The sequence below is a fragment of the Streptomyces sp. NBC_00009 genome (assembly GCF_045040855.1).
GTDB classification, from domain to species: domain Bacteria; phylum Actinomycetota; class Actinomycetes; order Streptomycetales; family Streptomycetaceae; genus Streptomyces; species Streptomyces aureus.
Genome location: NZ_CP108312.1, coordinates 626,195 through 648,871, shown reverse-complemented (window position 1 = coordinate 648,871; position 22,677 = coordinate 626,195). Strand labels below are relative to the sequence as shown.

General features: G+C 67.6%; 16 protein-coding genes and 3 pseudogenes. 9 read left to right on the top strand and 10 right to left on the bottom strand.

Annotated features, from left to right (window positions below):
* Nucleotides 1-97: 97 nt before the first annotated feature.
* Nucleotides 98-1,477, top strand: a complete 1,380-nt coding sequence (locus OHA58_RS03010) for an MFS transporter (RefSeq protein ID WP_405476081.1) — start codon at nucleotides 98-100, stop codon at nucleotides 1,475-1,477.
* Between the two features lie 563 nt (nucleotides 1,478-2,040).
* On the opposite strand, the gene OHA58_RS03005 is transcribed toward OHA58_RS03010, so the two are convergent.
* The 5 genes from OHA58_RS03005 to OHA58_RS02985 all read right to left on the bottom strand — a co-directional run bounded on the left by OHA58_RS03005 (nucleotide 2,041) and on the right by OHA58_RS02985 (nucleotide 6,876).
* Nucleotides 2,041-2,742 carry a helix-turn-helix domain-containing protein gene (locus OHA58_RS03005; RefSeq protein WP_405476079.1) on the bottom strand — a complete coding sequence of 234 codons (702 nt, stop codon included), beginning with the start codon at nucleotides 2,740-2,742 and terminating at the stop codon, nucleotides 2,041-2,043.
* Nucleotides 2,743-2,768: 26 nt separating this feature from the next.
* Nucleotides 2,769-3,560, bottom strand: coding sequence for a transposase family protein (locus tag OHA58_RS03000; protein WP_405476077.1), 792 nt, complete (start codon nucleotides 3,558-3,560; stop codon nucleotides 2,769-2,771).
* Nucleotides 3,561-3,627: 67 nt separating this feature from the next.
* Entirely contained in the window at nucleotides 3,628-4,089 is a 462-nt protein-coding gene (locus OHA58_RS02995; RefSeq protein ID WP_405476075.1) for a hypothetical protein, read from the bottom strand.
* Between the two features lie 256 nt (nucleotides 4,090-4,345).
* The gene (gene dctA / locus OHA58_RS02990) at nucleotides 4,346-5,761 is read right to left on the bottom strand and encodes a C4-dicarboxylate transporter DctA (RefSeq protein WP_405476073.1); all 1,416 of its coding nucleotides are present in this window, start codon (nucleotides 5,759-5,761) and stop codon (nucleotides 4,346-4,348) included.
* A complete protein-coding gene (locus OHA58_RS02985) occupies nucleotides 5,758-6,876 on the bottom strand; it encodes a PrpF domain-containing protein (RefSeq protein WP_405476071.1) in 1,119 nt (372 codons plus the stop codon). Before OHA58_RS02985 ends, dctA begins: the two co-directional genes overlap by 4 nt.
* Nucleotides 6,877-7,022: 146 nt before the next feature.
* Here OHA58_RS02985 and OHA58_RS02980 point away from each other — a divergent pair, with 146 nt between their 5' ends.
* The 4 genes from OHA58_RS02980 to OHA58_RS02965 all read left to right on the top strand — a co-directional run bounded on the left by OHA58_RS02980 (nucleotide 7,023) and on the right by OHA58_RS02965 (nucleotide 12,200).
* Nucleotides 7,023-7,928: a LysR family transcriptional regulator gene (locus OHA58_RS02980; protein WP_405484728.1), complete on the top strand. Its 906-nt coding sequence runs from the start codon at nucleotides 7,023-7,025 to the stop codon at nucleotides 7,926-7,928.
* Between the two features lie 337 nt (nucleotides 7,929-8,265).
* Nucleotides 8,266-9,324, top strand: a complete 1,059-nt coding sequence (locus OHA58_RS02975; RefSeq protein ID WP_405475127.1) for an IS110 family transposase — start codon at nucleotides 8,266-8,268, stop codon at nucleotides 9,322-9,324.
* A gap of 520 nt (nucleotides 9,325-9,844) precedes the next feature.
* Nucleotides 9,845-10,276 (top strand): integrase core domain-containing protein, encoded by a 432-nt coding sequence (locus tag OHA58_RS02970; protein WP_405476068.1) that lies wholly within the window; start codon nucleotides 9,845-9,847, stop codon nucleotides 10,274-10,276.
* 454 nt (nucleotides 10,277-10,730) lie between these two features.
* Nucleotides 10,731-12,200, top strand: a complete 1,470-nt coding sequence (locus OHA58_RS02965) for an FG-GAP-like repeat-containing protein (RefSeq protein ID WP_405476066.1) — start codon at nucleotides 10,731-10,733, stop codon at nucleotides 12,198-12,200.
* A gap of 195 nt (nucleotides 12,201-12,395) precedes the next feature.
* Here the strand turns inward: OHA58_RS02965 and OHA58_RS02960 are convergent.
* Nucleotides 12,396-12,881 (bottom strand): annotated as a pseudogene (locus tag OHA58_RS02960) (transposase); the annotation flags it as partial.
* Nucleotides 12,882-12,928: 47 nt separating this feature from the next.
* Here OHA58_RS02960 and OHA58_RS02955 point away from each other — a divergent pair.
* From OHA58_RS02955 to OHA58_RS02945, 3 genes and pseudogenes are all read left to right on the top strand, one after another.
* Nucleotides 12,929-14,114, top strand: a pseudogene (locus OHA58_RS02955) (ISAzo13 family transposase); the annotation flags it as partial.
* 372 nt (nucleotides 14,115-14,486) lie between these two features.
* On the top strand, nucleotides 14,487-15,446 hold the full coding sequence (locus OHA58_RS02950; protein ID WP_405476063.1) for a matrixin family metalloprotease: 960 nt from the start codon (nucleotides 14,487-14,489) through the stop codon (nucleotides 15,444-15,446).
* A 44-nt stretch (nucleotides 15,447-15,490) separates the two neighbouring features.
* On the top strand, nucleotides 15,491-15,847 hold the full coding sequence (locus OHA58_RS02945; RefSeq protein WP_405476060.1) for a DUF6281 family protein: 357 nt from the start codon (nucleotides 15,491-15,493) through the stop codon (nucleotides 15,845-15,847).
* Between the two features lie 69 nt (nucleotides 15,848-15,916).
* On the opposite strand, the gene OHA58_RS02940 is transcribed toward OHA58_RS02945, so the two are convergent.
* From OHA58_RS02940 to OHA58_RS02925, 4 genes and pseudogenes are all read right to left on the bottom strand, one after another.
* Nucleotides 15,917-16,453 carry a hypothetical protein gene (locus OHA58_RS02940; protein ID WP_405476057.1) on the bottom strand — a complete coding sequence of 179 codons (537 nt, stop codon included), beginning with the start codon at nucleotides 16,451-16,453 and terminating at the stop codon, nucleotides 15,917-15,919.
* A gap of 249 nt (nucleotides 16,454-16,702) precedes the next feature.
* A complete protein-coding gene (locus OHA58_RS02935; protein ID WP_405476054.1) occupies nucleotides 16,703-16,894 on the bottom strand; it encodes a transposase in 192 nt (63 codons plus the stop codon).
* Between the two features lie 60 nt (nucleotides 16,895-16,954).
* A complete protein-coding gene (locus OHA58_RS02930; protein WP_405484726.1) occupies nucleotides 16,955-18,049 on the bottom strand; it encodes an integrase core domain-containing protein in 1,095 nt (364 codons plus the stop codon).
* 78 nt (nucleotides 18,050-18,127) lie between these two features.
* Nucleotides 18,128-18,931: pseudogene (locus OHA58_RS02925) on the bottom strand (IS110 family transposase); the annotation flags it as partial.
* A gap of 238 nt (nucleotides 18,932-19,169) precedes the next feature.
* Here OHA58_RS02925 and OHA58_RS02920 point away from each other — a divergent pair.
* Complete coding sequence (locus OHA58_RS02920) at nucleotides 19,170-21,890, top strand: MFS transporter (RefSeq protein ID WP_405476051.1); 2,721 nt, start codon at nucleotides 19,170-19,172, stop codon at nucleotides 21,888-21,890.
* The last annotated feature ends 787 nt before the right edge of the window (nucleotides 21,891-22,677 follow it).

The window sequence follows — 22,677 nt, the reverse complement described above, 5'->3', positions numbered from 1 at the left end:
CCGGCTCTGGTTGCGCGAGTTCTCCGCCGGGAGTCCCCTTCCCGGCCCCGGCGACTCCCGCCCCTGCCGTACCCCGCATTCACGATCGGAGCCGCTCGTGTCCGCAGTACCCCAGAGCGCCGTCAACGGCGCCGTGCAGCACCCCCCGGCCGTCGAGTCCGCCATCAAGAAGATCTTCAAGCGCGTCATACCGCTGTTCTTCATCATGTTCGTCGTGAACTACATGGACCGGGTCAACATCGGCTTCGCCAAGGGCGAACTGAGCGCCGACACCGGGCTGTCGGCCGCCGCGTTCGGTGTCGGTGCGGGCATCTTCTTCATCGCTTACGCGATCTTCGAAGTGCCCTCCAACATCCTCATGGAGCGATTCGGCGCACGGATCTGGCTCACCCGGATCATGATCAGCTGGGGGGTCGTGGCCACTGCCATGGCCTTCGTGAACAGCGCCGAGATGTTCTACGTGCTGCGCTTCCTCCTCGGCGTCGCGGAAGCGGGCTTCTTCCCCGCGGTCATCTACTACTTCTCGCGCTGGCTCCCCGACTCCCACCGCGGACGCGCCACCTCCATCTTCCTGATGGGCTCCGGCACGGCGACCGTCATCGTCGGCCCGATCTCCGGCGCGCTCATGGAGATGCACGGCCTCCTCGGTCACGCCGGCTGGCAGTGGATGTTCTTCATCGAGGGCCTCTTCTCGGTCGTCCTCGGCTTCGTCGTCTACCGCTTCCTGGACAACAGCATCGACAGCGCCGACTGGCTCACCGACGAGGAGAAGCAGGGCCTCGTAGCCACGATCGACGCCGAACAGGCCGCCCGAGAAAGCAAGCGCGGCACCGCGAAGGTCTCCCGCTGGAAGCTGCTCGCCGACCCCCAGATGCTGCTCTTCCTCTGGATCTACTTCGCGATCAACGTCGCCCTGTACGCGGTGACGTTCTGGCTCCCCTCGATCGTCGACGACATGGGCGACCTCTCGGAATTCCAGGTCGGTCTCCTCACCTCCATCCCCTGGCTGTTCGCAATCGCCGCCGTCTGGGTCTCCGGCCGGATCTCCGACCGCATGGGCAAGCGCCGCCCCCTGCTGGTGACGCTGCTGCTCATCGGCAGCCTCGGCACACTCCTCGCCGTCTACGTCTCGCCGTGGCTCGGCCTCGGCGCCCTGTGCATCGCCGCGGTCGGCTTCAAGCCGGCTTCCCCCATTTTCTGGACCATTCCGCAGAACTACCTGGACGCGCGCGCCGCCGCCCCCGGCATCGCACTCATCAACTCCATCGGCAACCTGGGCGGCTTCGTCGCCCCGACCGCCTTCGGCATCCTGGAGACCACGACCGGTTCTACCAAGGGTGGTCTGGTCGGCCTGACAGTGATCGGCATTCTGGCCGCACTCAGCGTCCTTCTCGTACGGGGAGGCGGCCGGAACGACAGCGTGGGAGGTGCGACCGAAGCCCCAGCAGCGGCCGATGCCAGACCCGCTACCGCCTGACAGCGACGATTGCCTACGGACCACGGCATCGCCCGGAAGCCCGACTCTCACCCTGACCGACGCTTCGGCTGTCCTCGGTGGGAAGGGCGATGCCGCCTGGGGCGTTGTGGGTGCCTGAAAGTAGGTCCATGCAGGTCATGCAGCATGTCGGTGCTCGTGGAGGACGCTGCCGAGGCGGTTGTGTCGGTGTATGTGGAGGCTGGTGATTCGCTCGGGTTCGAGGGGTTGGGGGAGAGGGTGGAGTGGAGCGGTGGTCTGGAGCGATGGGTGGGTGCGGTGCTCGTTTGTGATGGAGCTCGTAGGCGCGTAGGGCGTGGCGTAGGTGCTGCTCGTTCCAGATGAGGGTGCGGTCGAGGAGTTCGCGGCGGAGGGTGCGTACCCAGCGTTCCGTGATCGAGTTCATGCGGGGCATGCGTGCGCCGGTGAGGGTTGCGGATGTCGGTGTCGGCGAGGGTCTCGTCGGTGAGGGTGGGGTACTTGGCATCGTGGTCGTGGATGAGGAACTTCGCGCGGATGCCTATGTTCTGGACTTCCATCAGGAGGTTCCTGATCGTCTGGGTGGCTCAGTCGGTTGTGGGGTGCGTCGTGGTGCCGAGGGTCCGGATCCGGCGCGTGGTGTGTTCGATGGTGGCGAGGGTGTGCTGCCGCTGGCCGGTCAGCGTGATGGTCTCGATGAAGTCCATGGCGAGGAGTGCGTCGGTCCGGGAGCGGAGGAAGGCGGCCCGGTTGACGGTGGTCCGCTGTGGTGCCGGGTCGGTGCCCTCGTGGTGGAGGATCTCCCGGACGGTGGAGGCGGCGGTCTTGATGCCGAGGGTGGCGAGTTCGCCGTGGATGCGCCGGTTGCCCCGGGTGCTGTTCTCGAGGGCCAGGCGCAGGACGAGGGCTCGGATGGAGCGGACGGTGCGGGGGCGGCCGGGCTGCTTGTTGTAGGAGGCTCTCGCGTGGCGCCGCCGGAGCAGGTTGCGATGCCGTCGCAAAGTGGTGTCCGGACGGACGAGCAGCCGCAGCCGGCGCAGCAGCGCACGGGGCAGCGGGGCCAGGAGCGCGGCGAGGACGACCCGGTCTGCGGGGCTGAACTTCACTTTCGACGAGCCGAGTTGGCGCCCGAGAACAGCGAGCGGGTGGCGTAGGGCGAGGATTTCGGCGACCTTGGCGTGGTCACTCGTGCGCAGCAGGCGCAGGGCGGTGAAGAGGTGAGCGCGGTCAGATAGGTGAGACGGAGCAGCACGAGTGACCATCCTGCCGCGCCGTGCGATCGACGCCATGACTGCGGTGACCTGCTCGGACGTAATTATCGGCACACACAGTGACGGACGTGCAGGCGGAGCCTGGTGAGGATGCGCCAGTTCTTCAGGTGCGCGAAGGCGTGCTCGCAAACCGCGCGGACAGACGCGATCAGCTTATTGACCTGCTTCTTCGCAGGGGTGAGTGGCTTGGTGCGGGCGGCTTTGTAGCCGGTGATGACCACGGGGTTGTCCGGGTCGTCGTCCAGGCCGACGAAGCCGAGGTCACCGATTGCACCCAGCTCGACGGTCCGCAGGCGCTCGACGAGCTTGTTGTAACGGGCGGTGGTGATCTCCGAGGAGCTTCCCGGGCGGGCCGCGGACAGCCACAGCAGCCGGCCCTTGTCGTCGGTGAGGGCGAGGAAGAGCAGGCCGTGGGCCTTGTGTTTCCCGCTGTAGTTGCGGCGGTTGTCCGCTCCTGTGCGGCGCCGGGTGCGGATCAGAGTGCCGTCGATCAGGACGACGCGGCCACCCGTTCGGATGACTTTCTTCAGCGCGCGCTCCAGGCGCTGGGCCCGCGCGGCAAGCAGCTCGATCACCTCCAGGACCCAACGACGCACCGTCGTGGCGGAAATGTGGTTGCCGCCCGCCATGTCGGCAAGCCGCTGGTCATGGCGGAGAACTGCGAGGACGATCGTGGCGATCTTACCGGCCGGCAGCTTCCGCCACCGGGAGCGGATCTTCTTCAGACGGCCGCGCAGCAGGTCGCGGAGGAAGGTCAGGGTGGTCGTGGACAGCTGCAGACTGGACTGGTAGACAACCGTCTCAGTGCCCCCGGCGGGGCTGGTTTTCTTTGACATGATCTATCAACTGCCGCCGGGGGCATGGGCGTTACGGCCCGGGCTGCATGCCGTTGCTGGACCACACTCACAGCGTGGTGGTGAACTTCCCGTCGGCCAGCTTGCGCAGCCAGCCCCGCTCGGCCAGCCGGTTCAGCTTCGAGCGCATCGCCTCCGAGCGGGCCGGCTCTTTGGACATCCCCAGCTCACCGCAGACCTCCTTGACCATGACCGGCGTATCCGCCCGTCGCACCACGTCCATGATCCGCTGGTAGTCCACAGGCAGTACGGTCTCGTCGGTGCCGCGCTCGCGCTGCGGCACCAGCAGCACCGCGCGGCCCGCGACCTGGCCGGCACCTCCAGGCGTCGTCCTCGTTTCGGCATGCAGCTGCTCGGCCAGTCGACGCGCGACCCGCTCGGCGACGGTGAGTTCCTCGAGCTCGTCGCGCACCTCTTGAAGCTGCTGGCTCAACTTCTCTGCCTGCAGCTCCAGTTCGGCCCTGCGTGCCGTGATCAGTCCATGAAGGTCCGGTTCCGCATCCCTGGTCACCTGACGCACCTTCCGCCCGGATCGTACGGACAGGTACCTCGCTCACGCCGGGAGATCCGCGGATCCCTGATCACCGAAACGGCAGACGACGCGGGAGCTCTGCGCGGCGTCCGCCGGACTTGATCAGCGGTTGGAAGACTGGGCGTACCGGAGGGCCAGAGGTTCCTGATCAGCCCGGACGGCGAGTACGACGTCCTGTTGAGACGTGGGCGGGCCGGCCCGGAGCATCTGCTCCGGGCCGGCCGCCCACGCAATATCAGCTGGCGGCGGGAGCCGGGGCGCGGGTTGGTTCGGGCATCGCCTCGGGCGCGGGCGTCTGCTTCGGATCGGGCTCGGCTGTCACCGCGGAGGGAGCGGGGGTGGGGGCGTAGGGGATCTCTCCGCGCAGGACGGCCTTGGCGCGGTCCTCGTCCAGCTCGCCCTCCCACCGGGCGACGGCCAGGGTGGCGACGCCGTTGCCGACCAGGCTGGTCAGGGCGCGGGCTTCGGACATGAACCGGTCGATGCCGAAGATCAGCGCGAGGGCGGCGACGGGGACGTGCGGGACGGCGCTGAGGGTGGCGGCCAGGGCGATGAAGCCGGAGCCGGTGACGCCTGCGGCGCCCTTGGAGGTGAGCAGCATGACGGCGAGCATGGCCAGCTGCTGGGTGAGGCTGAGGTCGATGCCGAGGGCCTGGGCGAGGAAGACCGAGCCCATGGTCAGGTAGATGGCGGTGCCGTCGAGGTTGAAGGAGTACCCGGCGGGCAGCGTGATGCCGACGACCGGTTTCGAGGCGCCCACGTGCTGAAGCTTGGCCATCATGCGCGGTAGGACGGGCTCGGTGGAGGAGGTGCCCAGGACGATCAGCAGCTCTTCCTTGATGTAGCGCAAGAAGGGCAGCAGCCGCAGTCCGTTCAGGCGCATCACGGTCCCGAGGACGACCAGGACGAAGAAGAGCGCCGTCAGCCAGAACGAGCCGACCAGCAGGGCCAGGTGGCGCAGGGTGCCCAGACCGTAGTTGCCGATGGTGAAGGCCATCGAGCCGAACGCGCCGATGGGAGCCAGCCGCATGATCCAGCGGATGAGCGTGAACAGAACCGTGGAGAACTTCTCGACGCCCCGGGCGATGCTCAGGCCAGCCTCTCCGCTGGCGTGCAGGCCGAAGCCGAACAGCACCGACACCAGCAGCACCGGCAGGATCTCGTTGCCGGTCAGGGCGCTGACCAGGGTGGCCGGGATGGTGGCGAGGAGGAACTCGGCGAAGCCCTCGTGGGCCGTGGTCGCCTCCGGCGGCAGGCCCTTGGTGGACAGGGTCGAGAGGTCGATGTGCAGACCGCTGCCCGGCTTGACGACGTTGACGACGACCAGGCCGATCACCATGGCCACGGTGGTCAGCACCTCGAAGTAGACCAGAGCCTTCAGGCTCACGCGGCCGACCGCGCGGGCATTGCCCATGGAGGCGATGCCGTGGACGACCGTGCAGAAGATGATCGGCGCGATGAACATCTTCACCAGCGCGATGAAGCCGTCGCCGAGCGGCTTGAGATCAGCGCCGACGGACGGCCACAGCCCGCCCACGGCGGCGCCGAGCAGGACGCCGATCAGGCACTGGATGTAGAGGTGGGACAGCATCCGGCGGATGCGGCCGGGCGGTGCGGTGGCGGTACCCGGGGCGGCGTCGTTGCGGCTCATGCGGGGCGTCCTTCCAGGACGGGAACGAGGAGTTCGGCTCGGGCGATACGCCGGGCGGCGCGGTGCAGGAGCACCGTGGGGGACGCGCCGTCCGGTGCGGGAACGGCTTGGGTGACGATCACGCCGGCGGGGGTGCCCAGGCGCAGCGTGCCGTCGGCGCTCTGCCGGGCGACGCGGTGGGCGAGGGTGCCGGGGATGGCGGCGGCCGCGGTCAGGGCCACGGCAGAGGTCAGGCCGATCGCCGGGTGCGGGGCGTGCATGGAGACCATGCGCACGGCCAGGTCGTACTCGTCCTGGTCGACGAGTATGCCCTGTGTGGTGCGATAGGGGGCAGGCCGGGCGACGATGCCCACCTTCGGTACCGCGTGGCTGACCGGACCGCCCTCGCGGGCCAGGCCCATGGCTAGCGCTGCCTGGCGGCGCAGCAGGGTCAGCGCGGGCACTGCGGTGGCGAACGCGGTGAGGGATTCCGTGCCGTCGAGACCGAACGCCTTGGCCTCGAAGAGCGCGGCCGGCGCGCCGGCGTCCACCAGGGATGCCTCGACGGGACCGTCCGGGCCGGTCAGCTCGTCCAGCGTCCGGCCGGTCGGCAGAGCGCGGCCGGTCGTCGAGCCCGCCGGGTCCTGAAACCCGAGCAGGACCGGCACTCCCGGCGTCGAGGTACCCGGCACCACGGCCATGCCCTCCTCCGGGGCCACGCCCTCAGGCGTGGGGATCGTGCCAGTGAGGCGGGCCCCGGTGTTCACGTTGAGCATGCGGACGGTGGTGGTTTCCGATGTGATCGGCACGAGCTTGTGGTGGACGGCGTACAGGGCCACGGCGGTGGCGCAGTTGCCGCAGTTGCTGGCCCACTCCACGCGCTCGTCGCCGATACCGACCTGTGCGAAGGCGTACTCGACATCCACGCCGTGTTCGGCCGACGCCTGTACGACGGCGGCCTTGGAGGTGGTGGAGGAAGCGCCGCCCACGCCGTCGATCTGACGGGGGTCGGCGGCGTTGAAGGCGGCGAGCAGCAGGGCATCGACATCCACGCCCGTGGCGACCACGTCGCGGTGGTCGAAGATCCAGCACTTGCTGGTTCCTCCGCGGATCATCTCGCCCTGCAGACGCAGCACAACTGACTCCTCACAAACATGGAAGGGGAAGCCCAACGACGGTCTCGCCGTGCGTGGTGTCCTCCACGGTGGGTGACAGCAGCGTGAAGTACAATCTCGGAAATCTGCATGGCTATTAAGGTGAAGTGAACGCTGGAGGTGGCGGCATGCTCGACGTCCGGCGCATCCTGTTGTTCACCGAGGTCGCCCGGCGCGGCTCGGTGACTGCGACAGCCCGCGCCCTCAACTACACCCCGTCAGCGGTATCGCAGCAGATCAGCCGCCTGGAAGCGGAGGCAGGCCAGCCCTTGCTGGAACGCCACGCCCGGGGCGTGACCCTCACCGACGCCGGACGGGCGCTGGCCGAACGAGGGCAACGGATCGAACGCGAACTGCAGGCCGCGGAAAACGAACTCGCCGACTACGCCGGCCTGCGCGCGGGCACACTGCGCATCGGCACCTTCCCCACGGTCGGCGCCTCGCTCCTCCCGCAGGCGGTGATCGCCTTCCGAGACGCCCACCCCGACGTACGGCTGACCGTCCGCAGCGCCCGCATCGCCGGACTCTGGACGATGCTGGAGAACCGGGAGATCGAAATGTCGCTGATGTGGGACTACGACTGGAGCCGAATCGACCGGGAGGACATTGTCATCACCCCACTCCTCGATGACCCGCCGGCCCTTCTCGTCAGCGACCACCATCCACTCGCCGACCGTAACGCCGCCTCACTCGCCGACTTCGCACACGACCCCTGGATCACCCGCGCCGAACATCACCCGGTGGCCGAAGCCCTCGTCCGCGGCTGCCGCGCCGTCGGCTTCGAGCCCCACATCGCCTACGAGGCCCACGACTACCAGGAAGCCCAGGCCATGGTCGCCGCCGGTATCGGCGTCGCCCTCGCCCCGACCCTGGCCCTGGAGGGCATCCGACCCGGCGTCAACGTCCTGCCTCTCCAGTCGCCGGCCCCCATCCGCCGCATCCTCCTGGTTCGCATGGCCGACCACTCACTCACCCCCGCCGCCCTGACCTTCGCCGGACTCCTCCGCGACGCCGCCGCGGCCCGAACACACTGACGCTGACACCGAACCACACCGGACCGGGCTGCCGGTCTACTTCGCCGACCCGCGCAGCCCATGGCAGCGCGGTACCAACGAGAACACCTATTGGTGCAGCCTTGCCGGGCCGGGCTTCTTCGACGGGAGAGGCTCGGCGGGGCCGCCGGGTGACTCGGAGAACACGTGCCGAAAGGCTTTCCGTTGAGATGTCTACGGCGGTCCACAGGGCGAGAGCCCTGGCCGGGAGTGACTTGATAGAAGCCTGCTGAGCCGTCAACTCGCAATAGGTCTGTCCCCTGGCCAGGGCCCTCGCATCTGTCCCGTCATCCGCGACAGCAGACAAGAGGACAACTCGATGGTGACAGTGGGGATCGACCCGCACAAGCACGTACACGTCGCAGTGGCCGTCGACGCTGACGGCAAGCGGCTGACCAGGCCGTTGACCGTCAAGAACGACGCGAACCTGATCGGCGTCCTGCTCAAGTGGATCCGCACGATCGCCGACGGCACCCCCATCACCTGGGCAATCGAGGACGGTCGCGGCTTCGCCCGCCGTCTGGCTGACGGCCTGCTGCTGACCGGCCACGAGGTGGTCTGGGTCCCCACCCGGCTGATGGCCGCCCACCGCAAACTGCACGCCGCCACTGGCTCGAAGTCCGACCCCGTCGACGCTGCCGCGGTCGCCCACGCCGCGATCGCCACCCCCGGCCTGGACCGTCACCGCATCGACGACCGCGTGCGCGAGCTGCGCGTTCTGGTCGACTCACGGGCCGACCTCGTCCGACGCCGCACCATGGTGATCAACCAGATCAAGGCATACACGCACCTCTGGCTCGACCACACCCCCGGCGACCTCACCCGCCGGCCCGGCATGACCTCGCTGACGGTGCTGGTGGACACCACGGACATGAGCGATCACGTCCGCCGGGTGCTGATCGAGATGATCACGGAGATAGACGGGCTGAACAAACGTGTCCGCGGACTCGAAACCACGATCCGGGAGCTGGTCACCCCGCTGGCACCCGCGCTCCTGGAGATCACAGGGATCAGCCACGTCTCCGCGGCGGTCCTCCTCGCCGAGATCGGTGACATCACCCGTTTCGCCAGCTCAGCAAAGCTCGCCCGCTACACCGGGACCGCACCGATCCCGGTCTACTCCTCCGACAAGGAACGCTACCGACTGCACCGAGGCGGCAACCGGCGGCTCAACAGCGTGCTCTACACGACGTCCATCGTCCAGCAACGATTCCATGCGGGCGCGCGAGCACTCCTGGCCCGCCACGAGCCGACCAAGGGAGCCCGCGGAGCCCGACGCATCCTCAAACGCCACCTGATCGACGTCATCCACCGCGCCATGACCCAAGACCGAGCTACCTGGCAGCACCACATCACTCAACATCAGCTCGCCGCTTGACATAGAAGCGTCAACGGCCTGCTGCGGCAGTACTTCCGACTTGTATCGGGGTAGCGGTGTTCGTGATCGGGTTGGCCGCCCGTAACGTGCCGCAGGACGCCGGGCAGGCTGACTCGAGTACTTCCTGCCGCTCGCGAGGGCTGGCTCTCTTTGGGTGTGTCGACCTGCCCGGTGTCCGTTCGCGGCTTGACTCAACAGAGGCATGAGCATCGGCCACCCCACGTTTCTCGAAGTCGGGATGTCAGCTGCGGATTCCACTGACCCGACGTCCGAGAAAGAGGAACGCCATGATGCTGATCGGCATCGATCCGCACAAGTCGACCCACACGGCCACGGCCGTCGATCCCGAGACCAACCGTGATCTCGCATCGATCCGCATCGACGTGACGCTCCAGGAGTACCAGCGCATGCTGGACTGGGCCTGCCAGTGGCCTGAACTCCAGGCCTCGAAAGACACTCGACTGGAAGACACCCGCCGAAGCGTTCAACGAGCACCTACAGTTGCTCCAACAAGACGGTGTTGCATCGACCAGTTGAATCTGAGCAGTACACATCGTTCGCACTCGCCGAGCACCTCGACCGAGCAGGCATCGCCGCGTCGATCGGCTCAGTCGGCGACGCCTACGACAACTCCCTGATGGTGTCCACGATCGGCCTGTTCAAAACCGAGCTGATCAAGCCCCGCCGCCCCTGGAAGACACTCTCCGAGGTCGAGCTGGCCACCGCCGAGTGGGTCGACTGGTACTGCCACCGCCGACTCCACGGTGAAATCGGGCACATCCCACCCGTCGAATACGAGAACAACTACTACCGAGCAACCACGAAACCCCAGGTCACAGTCAAGATCTACAGTCTCGATCGAACCCGGAACGGTTCAAGACGCACGCCCCCTACGACACACCAGTGGGGCCAAGAGAACTTGGAACCCTGGTCCCCAAACAAGTGCGTATAGAAAATCACTCGCATCCTCATGCCGCTGTGGTGGTCGCGCCGGATGATGGTGTCCCACGAAGTGGTGTAGTCACGGGCTGAGTCGATCCGGTTCTGCATGCCCGGGGATTTGCTGCTGGCGATCGGGCTGTTCCTTCTTGAAGAGCTCGGTCACGGACTCTTCGGAGAGGTAACGGCGGCGAAGACCTGCCACTCGTCAGCAGTTGTTGATCTGCCGGTGCCGGGATGTTCGCGAGTTGTGGCCGCACCGGGCGTGTCGATGGGCCTCGCGACCACCGTTCAGCGTGTCGAGCTATGCGTCTGGTCGAGAGGGAACTTGCTGGGCAGGACTGGACGAGTTTCGCCGGCCCACCGTGAACCCTGCACCAACTACCGATGAACGCCGTACAACCAGCCGCGCCTTTCGGCGGTCACACCAGATGTCCCGTACCCCTGTCGACCGAGTGGGAGCTTCCGTGCCACACAGCCGCCGCATCCTGACGTACGCCATCGCAGCCGCCGCTGCGGCGACCGCCGGGTTCGTGTTCCCGCCCGGGGCCACCGCTGCCGCACCCCGTACCGCCACGAGCGACTTCAACGGCGACGGCTACGCGGACCTCGCCGTCGGCGTCCCGGACGGGACCGTGGCCGGCGAGGCCAAGGCCGGGTACGTGAACGTGGTCTGGGGCGGCCCGAGGGGCATCGGCGCCCACGGAAGCATCCGTGTCACCCAGGCCACTCCCGAGGTTCCCGGCACCCCGGAGGCGGGCGACCGCTTCGGCGCGTCCGTGGCCCTGGCGGACCTCAACGGCGACGGCATCGCGGAACTGCTCGCCGGTGTCCCCGGCGAGGACGTCACCGACCGCGGTACGGACGCGGGCATGGTCATTGGCGTGGGCGGCGCGAAGAGTGGTACGCGCCCAGGGTCCAGCGTTCTCACCGGCCCGGCGCCATCCGCGGGATACGGCAAATCGATCGTCGCGGCCGACCTGACCGGCGGCGAGAACAAGGTGATCGTGATCGGCGGTACCGACAAGGTCGTCGCTCGTGTCATCCAGGGCGAGGACAGCATGATCACCACCGTCGTCGCCGCTCCCATGGGTGGCCGCGCCCCCGTCCTGACCACCGGCGACTTCGACAGCGACGGCCGCGACGACCTGGCCGTGGCGTACTGGACCGCGGGCGACCCCAACACGCAGTCCCACGTACGTCTGTGGAAGTGGGACGCCGACCGGTCCGAGATGGCCAACTTCTGGAACACGGACAACGCCGGCGTGAGTGCCCTGGCCGCCGGCGACTTCGACGGCGACGGCCACGACGACCTGGCGCTCGGCGAATGCCGCGAGATCGCCGACGAGAACATCGACGACCCGTGCGGCCCCGAGCGACTCGCCAAGGGGGGCGGCATTCACATCCACTACGGAAGTGCCGCGGGTGGCTCGTTCGGCAGCCGTGCCCAGACCCTCAACCAGGACACGGCGGGCGTCCCGGGTGTGGCCGAGGACGGTGACCGCTTCGGTGCCTCCCTCGCCGTCGCCGACGTCAACCGCGACGGCCGCGACGACCTGATCGCGGGCGCTCCCGGCGAGGCCATCGGAAGCAGAACGGGTGCGGGAGCCGCCTGGCTGCTCTACGGAGGCGCTCAGGGCCTGTTCGGCGCTGGCGGCGCTGCCAGGGCAGTCTCCTGGAACCAGGACACGCCCGGTGTCCCGGGCGTCGCCGAGGCGGGCGACACCTTCGGCGCGGCGGTCGCCTCGGGTGACCACAACGCCGACGGTGTAGCGGATGTCTCGGTCGGATCCCCTGGCGAGAACGCATCCCTGGGCGCTGTATGGCTCCTCCCTGGCGGCTCGGCCGGCGGCTCGGCGGCCTTCTCGCCCCGCACGCTCGGCCTCCCGTATCTGTCCACGGCTCAGAAGTACGGCAAGCCGCTGAGCAGCCGCTGAGTGCGCCCTACGGACGTGTGCGCCCGCCCCCGCAGCGTCGGCCCGCCCGCCGGCCGACAAGCCGACGCCTCTCTGCCCGGAGCACTTGATGTATGCCTCGGCAGCTGTGCAACGCAGCGGCGGTGGCGGGCCAGACTCCGCAGCGCCCGCGACGTCCTCGTTGAAGGCCGGGTCACGTCCCATGAAGTGGTGTAGTCACTTGCCGAGCTGATTCGGTTCTGGCGGGGGAAGTTGGCGGTCGTCCTTGGTGGGTTTGGGGTTGAGGAGTTCGGACATGGAGCCTTCGGAGAGGTAGCGGCGGTCGAAGACCTGCCATTCGTCATGGAGTTCGGCCAGGACCGCAGCGGCGAGGCGGTCGAGGGCGCCGGGGTTGGGAAAGACCTGGACGACGTCGGCCCGCCGTTTGATCTCCCGCTTCAGCCGTTCCAGCGGGTTGGTGCTCCAGATCCTCTTCCAGTGGGCCGGCGGGAAGTCCGCGAACGCGGTGATGTCTGTCGCGGCGTCCAGCAGCATGGTCTTGACCTGGGGGAACTGCCGTCCGAGCATGTCAGCCACCACGTTCAGCTGGGCGCGGACGGCCTCGCCGGTGGTCTGCGCGAAGATGGTGCGGATCGTTGCCGCCACCATCTCGCCTGAGCCCTTTTCGATCACGCTGAAGACGTCTCGGACGAAGTGAAGCCGTCAAGGAACAACCCGTTGCTTTCATAGGACAAGCCCGTTGCTCTGGTATGAGCTTCGCCGACGACGTTCTGGACCAGCTCGCGCTGCGGTTCCAGGTCGTGTTGCCGCATCTGAACGAGCGCCAGCGGCGTCTGATGCTGGGGCAGGAGGCGCGACTGCTCGGACATGGTGGGGTACGGGCCGTGGCACGGGTGGCCGGCGTGAGCGAGACCACGGTCCGCAAACGGTGTGTTCGAGCTGGAGGCCGGTGAGGATCCGTTGCGGGACGGGGGCGTCCGGCGTCCCGGGGGTGGCGGCCGCAAGCCCGCCGAGGAACAAGATCCGTCCCTGGTTCCGGCGTTGCTGCAGCTGGTGGAGCCGGACGAGCGGGGCGATCCGATGTCTCCGCTGCGTTGGACGACCAAGTCCCTGCGCAACCTCGCCGAGGAGCTGACCCGGCAAGGGCACCCGGTCTCCGCTCCGACGGTCGGTCGGCTGCTGAAGGGGCAGGGCTTCAGTCTGCAGGCCAGTGCCAAAACGTTGGAGGGTAAACAACACCCCGATCGGGACGCGCAGTTCTGCCACATCAACGAACAGGTCAAGGAGCATCAGTCCGGCGGTCAGCCGGTGATCAGCATTGATGCCAAGAAGAAGGAGCAGCTGGGGCAGCTGCCGAACCCGGGACGGCAATGGCGCCCCGCAGGCGATCCGGTGCAGGTGGAGGACCACAGCTTCTACTTCATCGGCCCCGACATCGAGGTGGCGATACCCTTCGGCATCTACGATCTGGCCCACGACAGCGGCTGGGTGAACGTCGGTACCGATCACGACACCTCTGTGTTCGCCGTCGAGTCGATCCGCCGCTGGTGGCGCGCCCGTGGCCGGGTGGACTACCCGGATGCGGACCGGTTGCTGATCACCGCGGACTGCGGAGGGTCCAACAGCTACCACTACCGGTTATGGAAGGCCGAACTCGCCGCGTTCGCCGCCCAGATGGGCCTCACGGTGACTGTCTGCCACTTTCCGCCTGGCACCTCGAAATGGAACAAGATCGAGCACCGGCTGTTCTCCCACATCACCATGAACTGGCGTGGCAGGCCGCTGACCAGCCGCGAAGTCTTGGTCAACAGCATCGCCGCGACCCGCACCCGCACCGGCCTGCACGTTCACGCCGAGTTGGACACCGGGACCTACCCGGTGGGAATCGCCGTCAGCCGCGAGCACCTACGCTCACTCCCGGTCACACCCCATGACCAGACCTCGCGAGCCTCCCCGATGCTCAACGCGCAGCGCCACCGCCAACCATGCACGAGCTCGTTAGTCGCGGACGGGGCCGGTCGGTCCGTCGGCGCGGACTGTGCGAGCAGGAGCCAAAATGCGCCATCTAGGGCGGCTAGCAACCAACGGTGACTGAATCTTGCTCTAACTTTCGGCAAATTGATCGATATCTTGCTGCGGTCTGATCGATGCCCGCAGAGGGCAACCAAGTGGGGGTGGCGTGTGTCTGGACGTGTTCGAAGACTCATAGGTAGAACCGCGATCGCGTTTGCGATGGCGGTGTCGGTGGTGAGCGTGGCGACTAGCGCACAGGCAGGCCCAGATGTATGCCCGCCTGATGAAGGGGAATTGACGGTCAACCAGATACCGGCGGGCATGCATGTGCAGGCCTGCGATCTCGTTGGCCGTGTCGTCACCTACGACGGCACTGGCGTAACGATTCCTGAGGCTGAGACTGCTGTATCCATCGACATGCTCGCTCTGGACGGGACATCGCACGGGTTTCAGCTAGCGGTCGCTGCGGACGGCCTCATCTCCTACGACCTGTCTGAGAGCAATTTCGAATCGCCGAGTGCTGGATCGGACCGCGCTGACGTAGTCCGTCCGAGCACAACAACAGCCGACCTCACGGACGAGTCGGACGGTACCGACCCCGATCCGGTGGATCCTGAGGGAGTCGCGGTGGCTGATGCGGACGCCACTAGCTCCCCTGGCGCGTGCAGTGACGGCGCCTACGCAACGGCGGACCGGAAGGAGTATGGCACCTACAACTGGTATGTGGGTGACGGAGGAATGCCTGGCGGTATGACGCGGGGCGACGCAATCTGGTACTTCACCAACGCGATCTATGGCATCGAAGGCAGCGTCAACAACTGTGGCTACACCGATCAGGTTCCCGCGACGGCCCACTACGCGGGAACTACCACGTACGAGGCGGACATCAGCGATCACGGCACATGCACGGCCCGCGACGGAAAGAGCACTTGGGATGCGGGAAACCTTGAAGGTGCCCTCGCTTCGACGTGTGCGTGGACCTGGCCCACACCGGGAGCAAAGAACGACCTTCGGGAAGCGGATGTCCGCTTCAACACACATGACGTTGACTTCACGAAGCAGCCAACCACCAGCTGCATCGGGAAGTATGACATTTTGTCAGTCGGCACACATGAAGCTGGGCATGTGTTCGGTCTGAGTCATGTTGGTTCAGGGCATGAAAACCTCACCATGTATACGGCCGCCGGCCCTTGCTCTACGAAGATGAGGACGCTCGGCAAAGGCGACGTTAACGGTCTCAGGAGCATCTACTAGGAGGCACGATGGGACGCGCTCGACGTTGCGCAGGTACCGCGCTGATGGCACTCGTGATGCTGTCCGCAGCAGCAGCCTGCGGCTCTGATGGTACTGAGGCAAAGAGTGAAGGCGTCTGCCCTCGTGCCTTTACCTATGATGACCGCACTTACACGAGCGTCGCGAATGTGGAGTTCCGAGTCGGCTCGAAGCTCGGTACGGCAACGCCACCGCCCTGTAATGACACCGGCGGCCAGGAGGATGGAACGCAATTGGCTGCTGAGAACGCCTATGCCGTGAAGGGCATCTCGCCAAAGGTAGCCATCGCGGTCGGGGAGACACCGGAAGAAGCTGTGCTCACGGCAGTATTTTCCGGCAAGGAGGTTCCCCCTGAGGTGAAGAAGCTGATCAACCGGTCATAAAGCGGTAGTCAGGGCGCGGCTGGCGCTTTGCCGCCGTGCCCTGGCTACGCCCAAGAAACCAATCGCTCATCAAGTTTGAAAGTACCCCGCGTTGAGACCCTGGGTCGAGGAGCCCCGGCCCCCGGAAAACAGCGCCCGCTCCCGCGACTTGAGGCGTCGGCCCTTCTCAGCCGCCGACTGGCCGCCGACCGTGCGGGCCGCGCCGGGCGTGAAGACCTCCTGCTCGGCCTCCCGCTGGCTCCAGGTGGTCCCGTAGCGGCCCGCGATGCCCAGCATCGACTCGAAGCCCTCGGCGATCTGTGCGTACGCCTGCTCGGCCTGGTCGGCCGTGATGCCCAGCGTCGCGTAGCCCTCGAAGTCGAGCGTATTGACGCCGAAGCCGCGGCGAATGGCCGCGGCGCCGATGGCGCCCGCGGCGGCCTGCTTCTTGAGGATCGGCTCGCCTCGCTTCCTGTCGAGGAAGTACGCCGTCAGATCGGCCTCGTTGATCCCCGTACATCTGGAACAGAGCCTGCTTGTACTGCGGGTTGGCCTGGCTCGTGGCGGCCACGGCCCAGGTCCGCGCGGGACTTGATCTCGGTGGGGGAAACGTCGTCGGCGATCCACTTCGTGAAGTCGGCCGGGTTGTCGTAGAAGCCCTTGGGTAGGCCGGCCGCGCTCAGCGTCTGCCGGTAGGCGGCCTCGGCGCTGAGGTACTCGGCCGGTTCAGCACCGGCAGACCCGCCTTGGAGCGCAGCTCGTTGCCCGCGAAGCGCTGCTTGCGTGGTGACGGCGGACGGTGCGGGGACCGACTCTTCAAATAGGGATCCACTCTCCCTGGGCGGCGGCCGGGCTCAGCCGGAGGGCGATCGGCCGTCAACCCCGCATGACCTCCCGCACCGTCAAGCTCTTTGCCGACCGCCAAGGTGTCCCGGTTCGGGTCCGCCACCGTATGCCGTCGATCAGTCGTCGCCGGGTCCATATAGCTGGCCGGCCCGGCTTCTTACCCTTCGGTAACAGCGGCTCAAGCACCGCCCACTGCGCATCCGTCAGATCTCCTCGCCCCACGAATCAAGCGCGCACGGGGCGGGCGCGCGCCTGTGCCGTTCGGAAACTAGTCGCTGCTGGTCAGGCTGCGTATCCGTACTCGTTGATGACGCCGCCGAGCGCTCGGGTGCGGAGGAGTCGACGCGCGGCCAGGTCGGTCGGGGGCGCTGGGTGCTTGTGGGCGAGGGGTGGAAGCTGTCCCCGGGCCTGGTGCGGGCGATGACGGTTGTAGTGCCGGGCGTAGGCCTCCAGGGCCCGTCGGGCGTGGGCCTCGCTGCATATCAGCAGGTGGTCGAGGACCTCGCGCCGCAGGGTGCCGATGACCCGTTCGCAGTGCGCGTTCATCCGAGGAGCTCGCGGCGCGGTCCTCACGACCTCGATGTCGTCGGCCGCGAAGACTGCATCGAAGGACTCCGTGTACTTCGCGTCCCGGTCGCGGAGCAGGAAACGCAGCGAGTCTGCCCGCACACCCAACTCGATGGCCAGGTTTCTTGCCTGCTGCACCGTCCAGGGCCCGGTGGGATGGGCAGTCACGCCGGCGATGTGCAGGCGGCGCGTGCCGTGCTCGAGGAAGACCAATGCGTACACCCGGCGCAGATCGACGAGATCGATGTGCACGAAGTCGCAGGCGATGATGCCCTCGGCCTGCGCGGTCAGGAACTCATGCCACGTCGGCCCGCCGCGGCGCGGGGCGGGATCGATTCCGGCCGCCGTCAGGATCTCCCAGACCGTCGTGGCGCCGATCGAATGCCCCAGACGAACGAGTTCACCTTGGATCCGACGGCAGCCCCACCGCGGATTCTCCCGGGCCAGCCGCATCACCAACGCCTTCACCACGCTCGCGGTTGGCGGCCTGCCCGGCCTGCCCGGCCTGCTCCGGCGCTTGCTGTAGTCCCACTTGCGCGCGATAAGTCTGCGGTGCCACGCCAGCACAGTTGCAGGCGTCACCGGGAAAACGCGCGCCCACCGACGCCGCGGGATCAGCGCAGACAACGCCGCGAACCACAGCTGGTCCGCCGGCGCATACCGCACCAGTCCCTTGAGCTGCCTGCGCAGCACCGCGTTCTCATGCCGCAGCACCAGCAACTCAGCATCCTTTGCCGCGCGTCGGCGTAGCAGCACCGCCGGGACCGACAGCAGCTTCCGCGCCACGTGATACACCAGTGAGACGAGCATCCGGACAGGGTTCCAGGAGCTCACAGTGGCGCGCCAGACCCTCTCCGAGCAGCAGCGATGAGTTTCCGAACGGCACAGGATCACCTCGGCATGCGGGTGCTCGCGAAACCGGGCCTCGATCAAGGCGTCGAGCTCGGCGATCTCCTCATCGAGGGCCATCACCCCCTTCGCGAGGCGGGCCGCCATCGCGGCGGCCAGCTTCTCGCCAGGCAGGGCCGTGTGCTGGGCCTCGGCGGCCTCCACGGCGGTCCTGGCGAGCGCTTTCGAGCTGCGGACCTTGCGATTGTGCAGCCACGTCTCGATGCGTTTGACGCCGCTGCGGCGGATCGCTGCCGGAGTCTGGTAGCCCGTCAGCAGCATGACCGGACCTTTGTTAGTCAGGTCCAGAGACCTCTCCAACGCCGGGAATATCTCCAGCAGTTGAGCCCGCAGCCGGTTGATCTGGCGAGTGCGGTCGGCCACCAAGTCTGCGCGGCGCGTGGTCAGAGTACGCAGGTCAACCGCGATTTCGTCCCCGGGGCGCAGCGGCCCCAGGTCGCGGCGCATACGGGCCTGGTCGGCGATGACGAAGGCGTCCTTGGCGTCCGTCTTGCCCTCTCCCCGGTAGGAGGCCGAGGCGCGGTGCACGGTCAGGCCGGTGATGTAGACCATCGGCTGAGCCTGGCCGAGCAGCAGCCCGATCAGCAGGGCGGCCCCGCCGTGGTAGAGGTCGACTGCCCACAGCGCGTCTTCGTCGAGGGCCAGGACGTCCCTGATCAGTTCCAGCAGAGCTGTCTCGTCGTTCAGGACCCGGCGGGACAGCAGCCGTTCGCCGTCAGTGTTGATCACCACGCAGTGGTGATGTTCCTTGCCGATGTCCACTCCGGCCCAGATCCGGGGCACGGTCACCTCCGCCAGATCGTCGCGCGTTCAAAGCCCAGCAGACGACCTCGCCGACGTTGCCCTACACAGCGATCGAGTCGCATCTCCCAATTGGCGGTCGAGTCGTCGCGGGGCTCCGGGCGGCCAAGCTCCTTCAGCCATCTGAGGGCGCGCACATGACAGCCATACCCGGAACCCCTGGGGCCACCGATCTACGAATGATCAGTTCAAACCCACGACCAAGAAAGTAGGGCCGCACATGAAGACCCACCATGAATCAGGCCCGCCGCCACTCGTCAGTGGGCCCGACCAGCTACCTGGGCGCGCGCAGCGCAAACTGCTCGCCGCCGGTCTGCTCGGCAGCTCGATCGAGTGGTACGACTTCTTTCTGTACGGCACCGCCGCCGCCCTCGTGTTTCCTCATGTGTTCTTCCCGCACTCCTCCGCGCTGACGGGGACGCTGCTCTCGTTCAGCACGTTCTGGGCGGGCTTCCTGGCCAGGCCGATCGGCGGAGCCATCGCCGGCCACCTCGGGGACCGGCACGGGCGCAAGCCCGTTGTCGTGGTCGCCCTGCTGGGCATGGGTCTTGCCACCTTCCTGATCGGCTGCCTGCCCGGTGCCGGCACCATCGGTGTGGCCGCGCCGCTGCTGCTGGTGGTGCTGCGGTTCGCGCAGGGCCTGGCCTGTGGCGGTCAATGGGGCGGCATCGTGCTGCTGTTGACCGAGTCGGCGAGCCCCAAGCGGCGTGGGTTCGCCGGGACGTTCGGGCAGATGGGCGTGCCGCTCGGCATCATCCTGGGCAACTCCGCCTTCCTGCTCACCACCAAGCTGACCTCCGACGACACCTTCCTGAGCTGGGGATGGCGCGTCCCGTTCTTCTCCAGCGTCCTGCTGTTCCCCGTCGTGCTCTTCATCCAGACCAAGGTCGAGGACACTCCGGAGTTCGAGCAGCTGCGGCGCAGTGCGGAGCGCGGGGCCCGCCCGCAGGTGGCGCAGGCGCCGCTCAAGGAGGCGAAGCTCCTCGTCGCCCGTAGTCACGCGGTCCGCCTGAGCAGCCGGTTCGACGAGGCCATCGACCTCGCGCGCCGGGCCGCACAGCTCATCGGCCCCGAAGCCGGCCCCGAAATCGGCCCCGAAGCGGGCGAAGACCTCGGTGAAGCACTGCGGGCAGAGCTCGCCGTTCATCTCGACACCGTGCACCCCGCGCGCGCCGAGCAGGTCCTCGAACGCCTCACGGCCGTCGGCCCGCACGAGCACGACCTTCTCGCGCCGCGCATCGAGAACGAGATCAACCGTGGCCGCCTGGCCCATGCCGCCCGACTGCTCGACCGCGCGGATGACGCGCACACCGCCGCACTGCGCCCCCGCCTGCTGGTGCGTCAGGGCAGGCTGTTGGAGGCCCGCAGCCTGCTGGAGCGGTTCACCGACGACCACAGCCGCATCCCGATGGCCCACCGCGAGAGCTCGGCTCTGCTCGCCTGGATGCACGCACTCCTGGGGCATGCCGACCGGGCAGCCGAGCACGCCCGGGTCGGGATCGGCCTGGGGCGAGACCTGCGCTCCCCGCTGCTCACCTGCGTCTCGACCGGTCGCCTGGGGCTGGCCCTCATCACCGGCTCAGGACCCACCGACGTCCGCCAGGCCCACCAGCACCTCCTGGAATCCCTCGAACTCGCCGAGCGGCTCGGCGTCGACCGTTTCCGGGCCGAGCCCCTCATGGGCCTGACGGTCCTCGCCGATCGGATGGGGCGGCCTGAGGACACGTTGCGCTTCGGGATCGACGCGGTCGAGATCCTGGCCGCTGCCGGAGACCGCTACCTCGAAGCCATGGCCCGACTGGCGATCGGCGCCGCACTGGCGAGCCGGCACGACCCGACGGCCCGCACGTGGCTCAAGGAGGCCCGGGAGCTGGCGCACGAGTGCGGCGATGCGCTCGTGCCGCTGCTCTGCGACCAATGGCTGGCGTCGCTGGACCTCGCCGAGGGGGACCGGGCCGCGTTCGCCGCGCGGGCACAGGACGTGCTGACCCGCACGGTGGACCTCAACCTCACCGACATCTGGCTGACCCCCGGCTGGCTCGGGATCACCGATGAAGCCGTCCGACGGGCGTGGCTCGACGCGGCGCGGGCGGAGCGGTGCGCCGCCGCCCACGCGGCCTACCTGCAGGACAGGATCAGCCCGCCGACCGGCGGCACCATCACCCACCCCTCCCCACCGGCGCAGTCCGTACTGCGCATTACGACACTCGGCGGGTTCGCGGTCGACCGTGGAGGCGTCACCCTGACCGCGGAGTCGTTCGGGCGGCGCAAAGCGATCGAGATCCTCCTGCTTCTGTGCGCGAGCGAGCGCCACTCCCAGAGCCGTGCGGAGCTGCACGACAAACTGTGGCCGGAGCTGTCACGCGAGAAGGCGAGCGTCAGGTTCTGGGTGGCCCTGCACGCGCTGCACCATGTGCTCGAACCCGAGCGGGCGCCGCGCGAGCCCACCCGATTCGTGCGCACCTCCGCGGACCGGATCTGGCTCGACCCGCACAGCGTGACCGTCGACGCCGACGAATTCCGCGCACACGCCGATCAGTTGCTGGCGTCCGCGGAGTGCGACCCGGCAGAAGGCCAGAAGGTGCTGGGCGCCTACCAACAGCCCTTCCTCCACGACTATCCGGCCTTCGAGTGGGCGATTCCCGTGCGCGACGAGCTGGCGGTCCGCTTCACCGAACTCACCCTGGCGACCGCGGAATCGTTGCTGGAAGCCGGCGACCACACAGCGGCCATCGCCGCCTGCCGCCGTCTCCTCGCCCATGACCCGTTCGTCGAACCGGCCTACGAAGTAGTGGCGGCGGCCCGCCTCGCCGCAGGCGACTCGGCGGGTGCCCACCGGGCATTTCGTGAGTGCGAGCGACTCTTCGAGGAAGAGCTGGACATCAGGCCCACGTGGACTCTGGATTCGTCCGGCGTTCACTCGGTTCGGCATGTGCGGTGACTGCGGCGGGCAGGAGGGCGGGCTGCACCCCTGAGCCGGCTGCCTGGGGCCGATATATCGGCCCCAGGCAGCCGGCGATCTTGTCTCGACGACACCGTCAGCTGTCCTTTGTCACCCAATCGAGTCGTTTGACATCGAACCCGGTCATTTCGACTTCTCTGACAGTGAATCTAATGGCAGACAGCACAAGAAGGCTCCGCACCGCTGATACGCACCCGAACCATCAACACCCCTTGCCCACACGGGAATCAGAGATCCCAGGCAGAGCAACTCTGTCCGGATTCGGTAGACCGCTCTACGCTTCGATCAGGAGCACGACAGCATTCGCGCCTCGTCCTGCCGCAGGGGACTACGACGGGGACACATTCCCGCATGTTCCCGGCCACCGGCCAGGATGCCCCGAGCGAGGGTTGAAGGTTGGAAGCCCGAAGCCGTCGCGCACGCGGCCGCGCCTCGCCGACTGGCTCCCAGCCACGGCGGCCGCCACACCCAGCCCAGCGGGGTCCCGGCCAAGACGACGGTGGATCTTGAACGCGCCAGTCGAGCACGCCCCCGTCCCTGCGCATACCCCGTCTTGCCAGCGCAACGGCCAGCCCTCGTTGGTGTGCTGGGCAACGATTGCCCGTTCGCCGAGTTCTATGAACGCCGGGGCCACGTCTGCCTTCGCATGCATCGGCCACAACTGGGTCGCGGTGCCGGATGTCGGCGAAACCAATGGGGTCCAGTTTCCCCGGGTCGGCGAGGAGGCGTACGCGGCTGGTCTGATCCGCCGCCGCACCGTCCGCTC

Coding starts and splice junctions, on each gene's coding strand:
- OHA58_RS03005 (WP_405476079.1), bottom strand. CDS start 2,742: ATGGCGTCGATCGCACGGCGCGGCAGGATGGTCACTCGTGCTGCTCCG.
- OHA58_RS02920 (WP_405476051.1), top strand. CDS start 19,170: ATGAAGACCCACCATGAATCAGGCCCGCCGCCACTCGTCAGTGGGCCC.
- OHA58_RS03000 (WP_405476077.1), bottom strand. CDS start 3,560: ATGTCAAAGAAAACCAGCCCCGCCGGGGGCACTGAGACGGTTGTCTAC.
- OHA58_RS02930 (WP_405484726.1), bottom strand. CDS start 18,049: ATGCTCGTCTCACTGGTGTATCACGTGGCGCGGAAGCTGCTGTCGGTC.
- OHA58_RS02980 (WP_405484728.1), top strand. CDS start 7,023: ATGCTCGACGTCCGGCGCATCCTGTTGTTCACCGAGGTCGCCCGGCGC.
- OHA58_RS02945 (WP_405476060.1), top strand. CDS start 15,491: ATGGCACTCGTGATGCTGTCCGCAGCAGCAGCCTGCGGCTCTGATGGT.
- dctA (WP_405476073.1), bottom strand. CDS start 5,761: ATGAGCCGCAACGACGCCGCCCCGGGTACCGCCACCGCACCGCCCGGC.
- OHA58_RS02975 (WP_405475127.1), top strand. CDS start 8,266: ATGGTGACAGTGGGGATCGACCCGCACAAGCACGTACACGTCGCAGTG.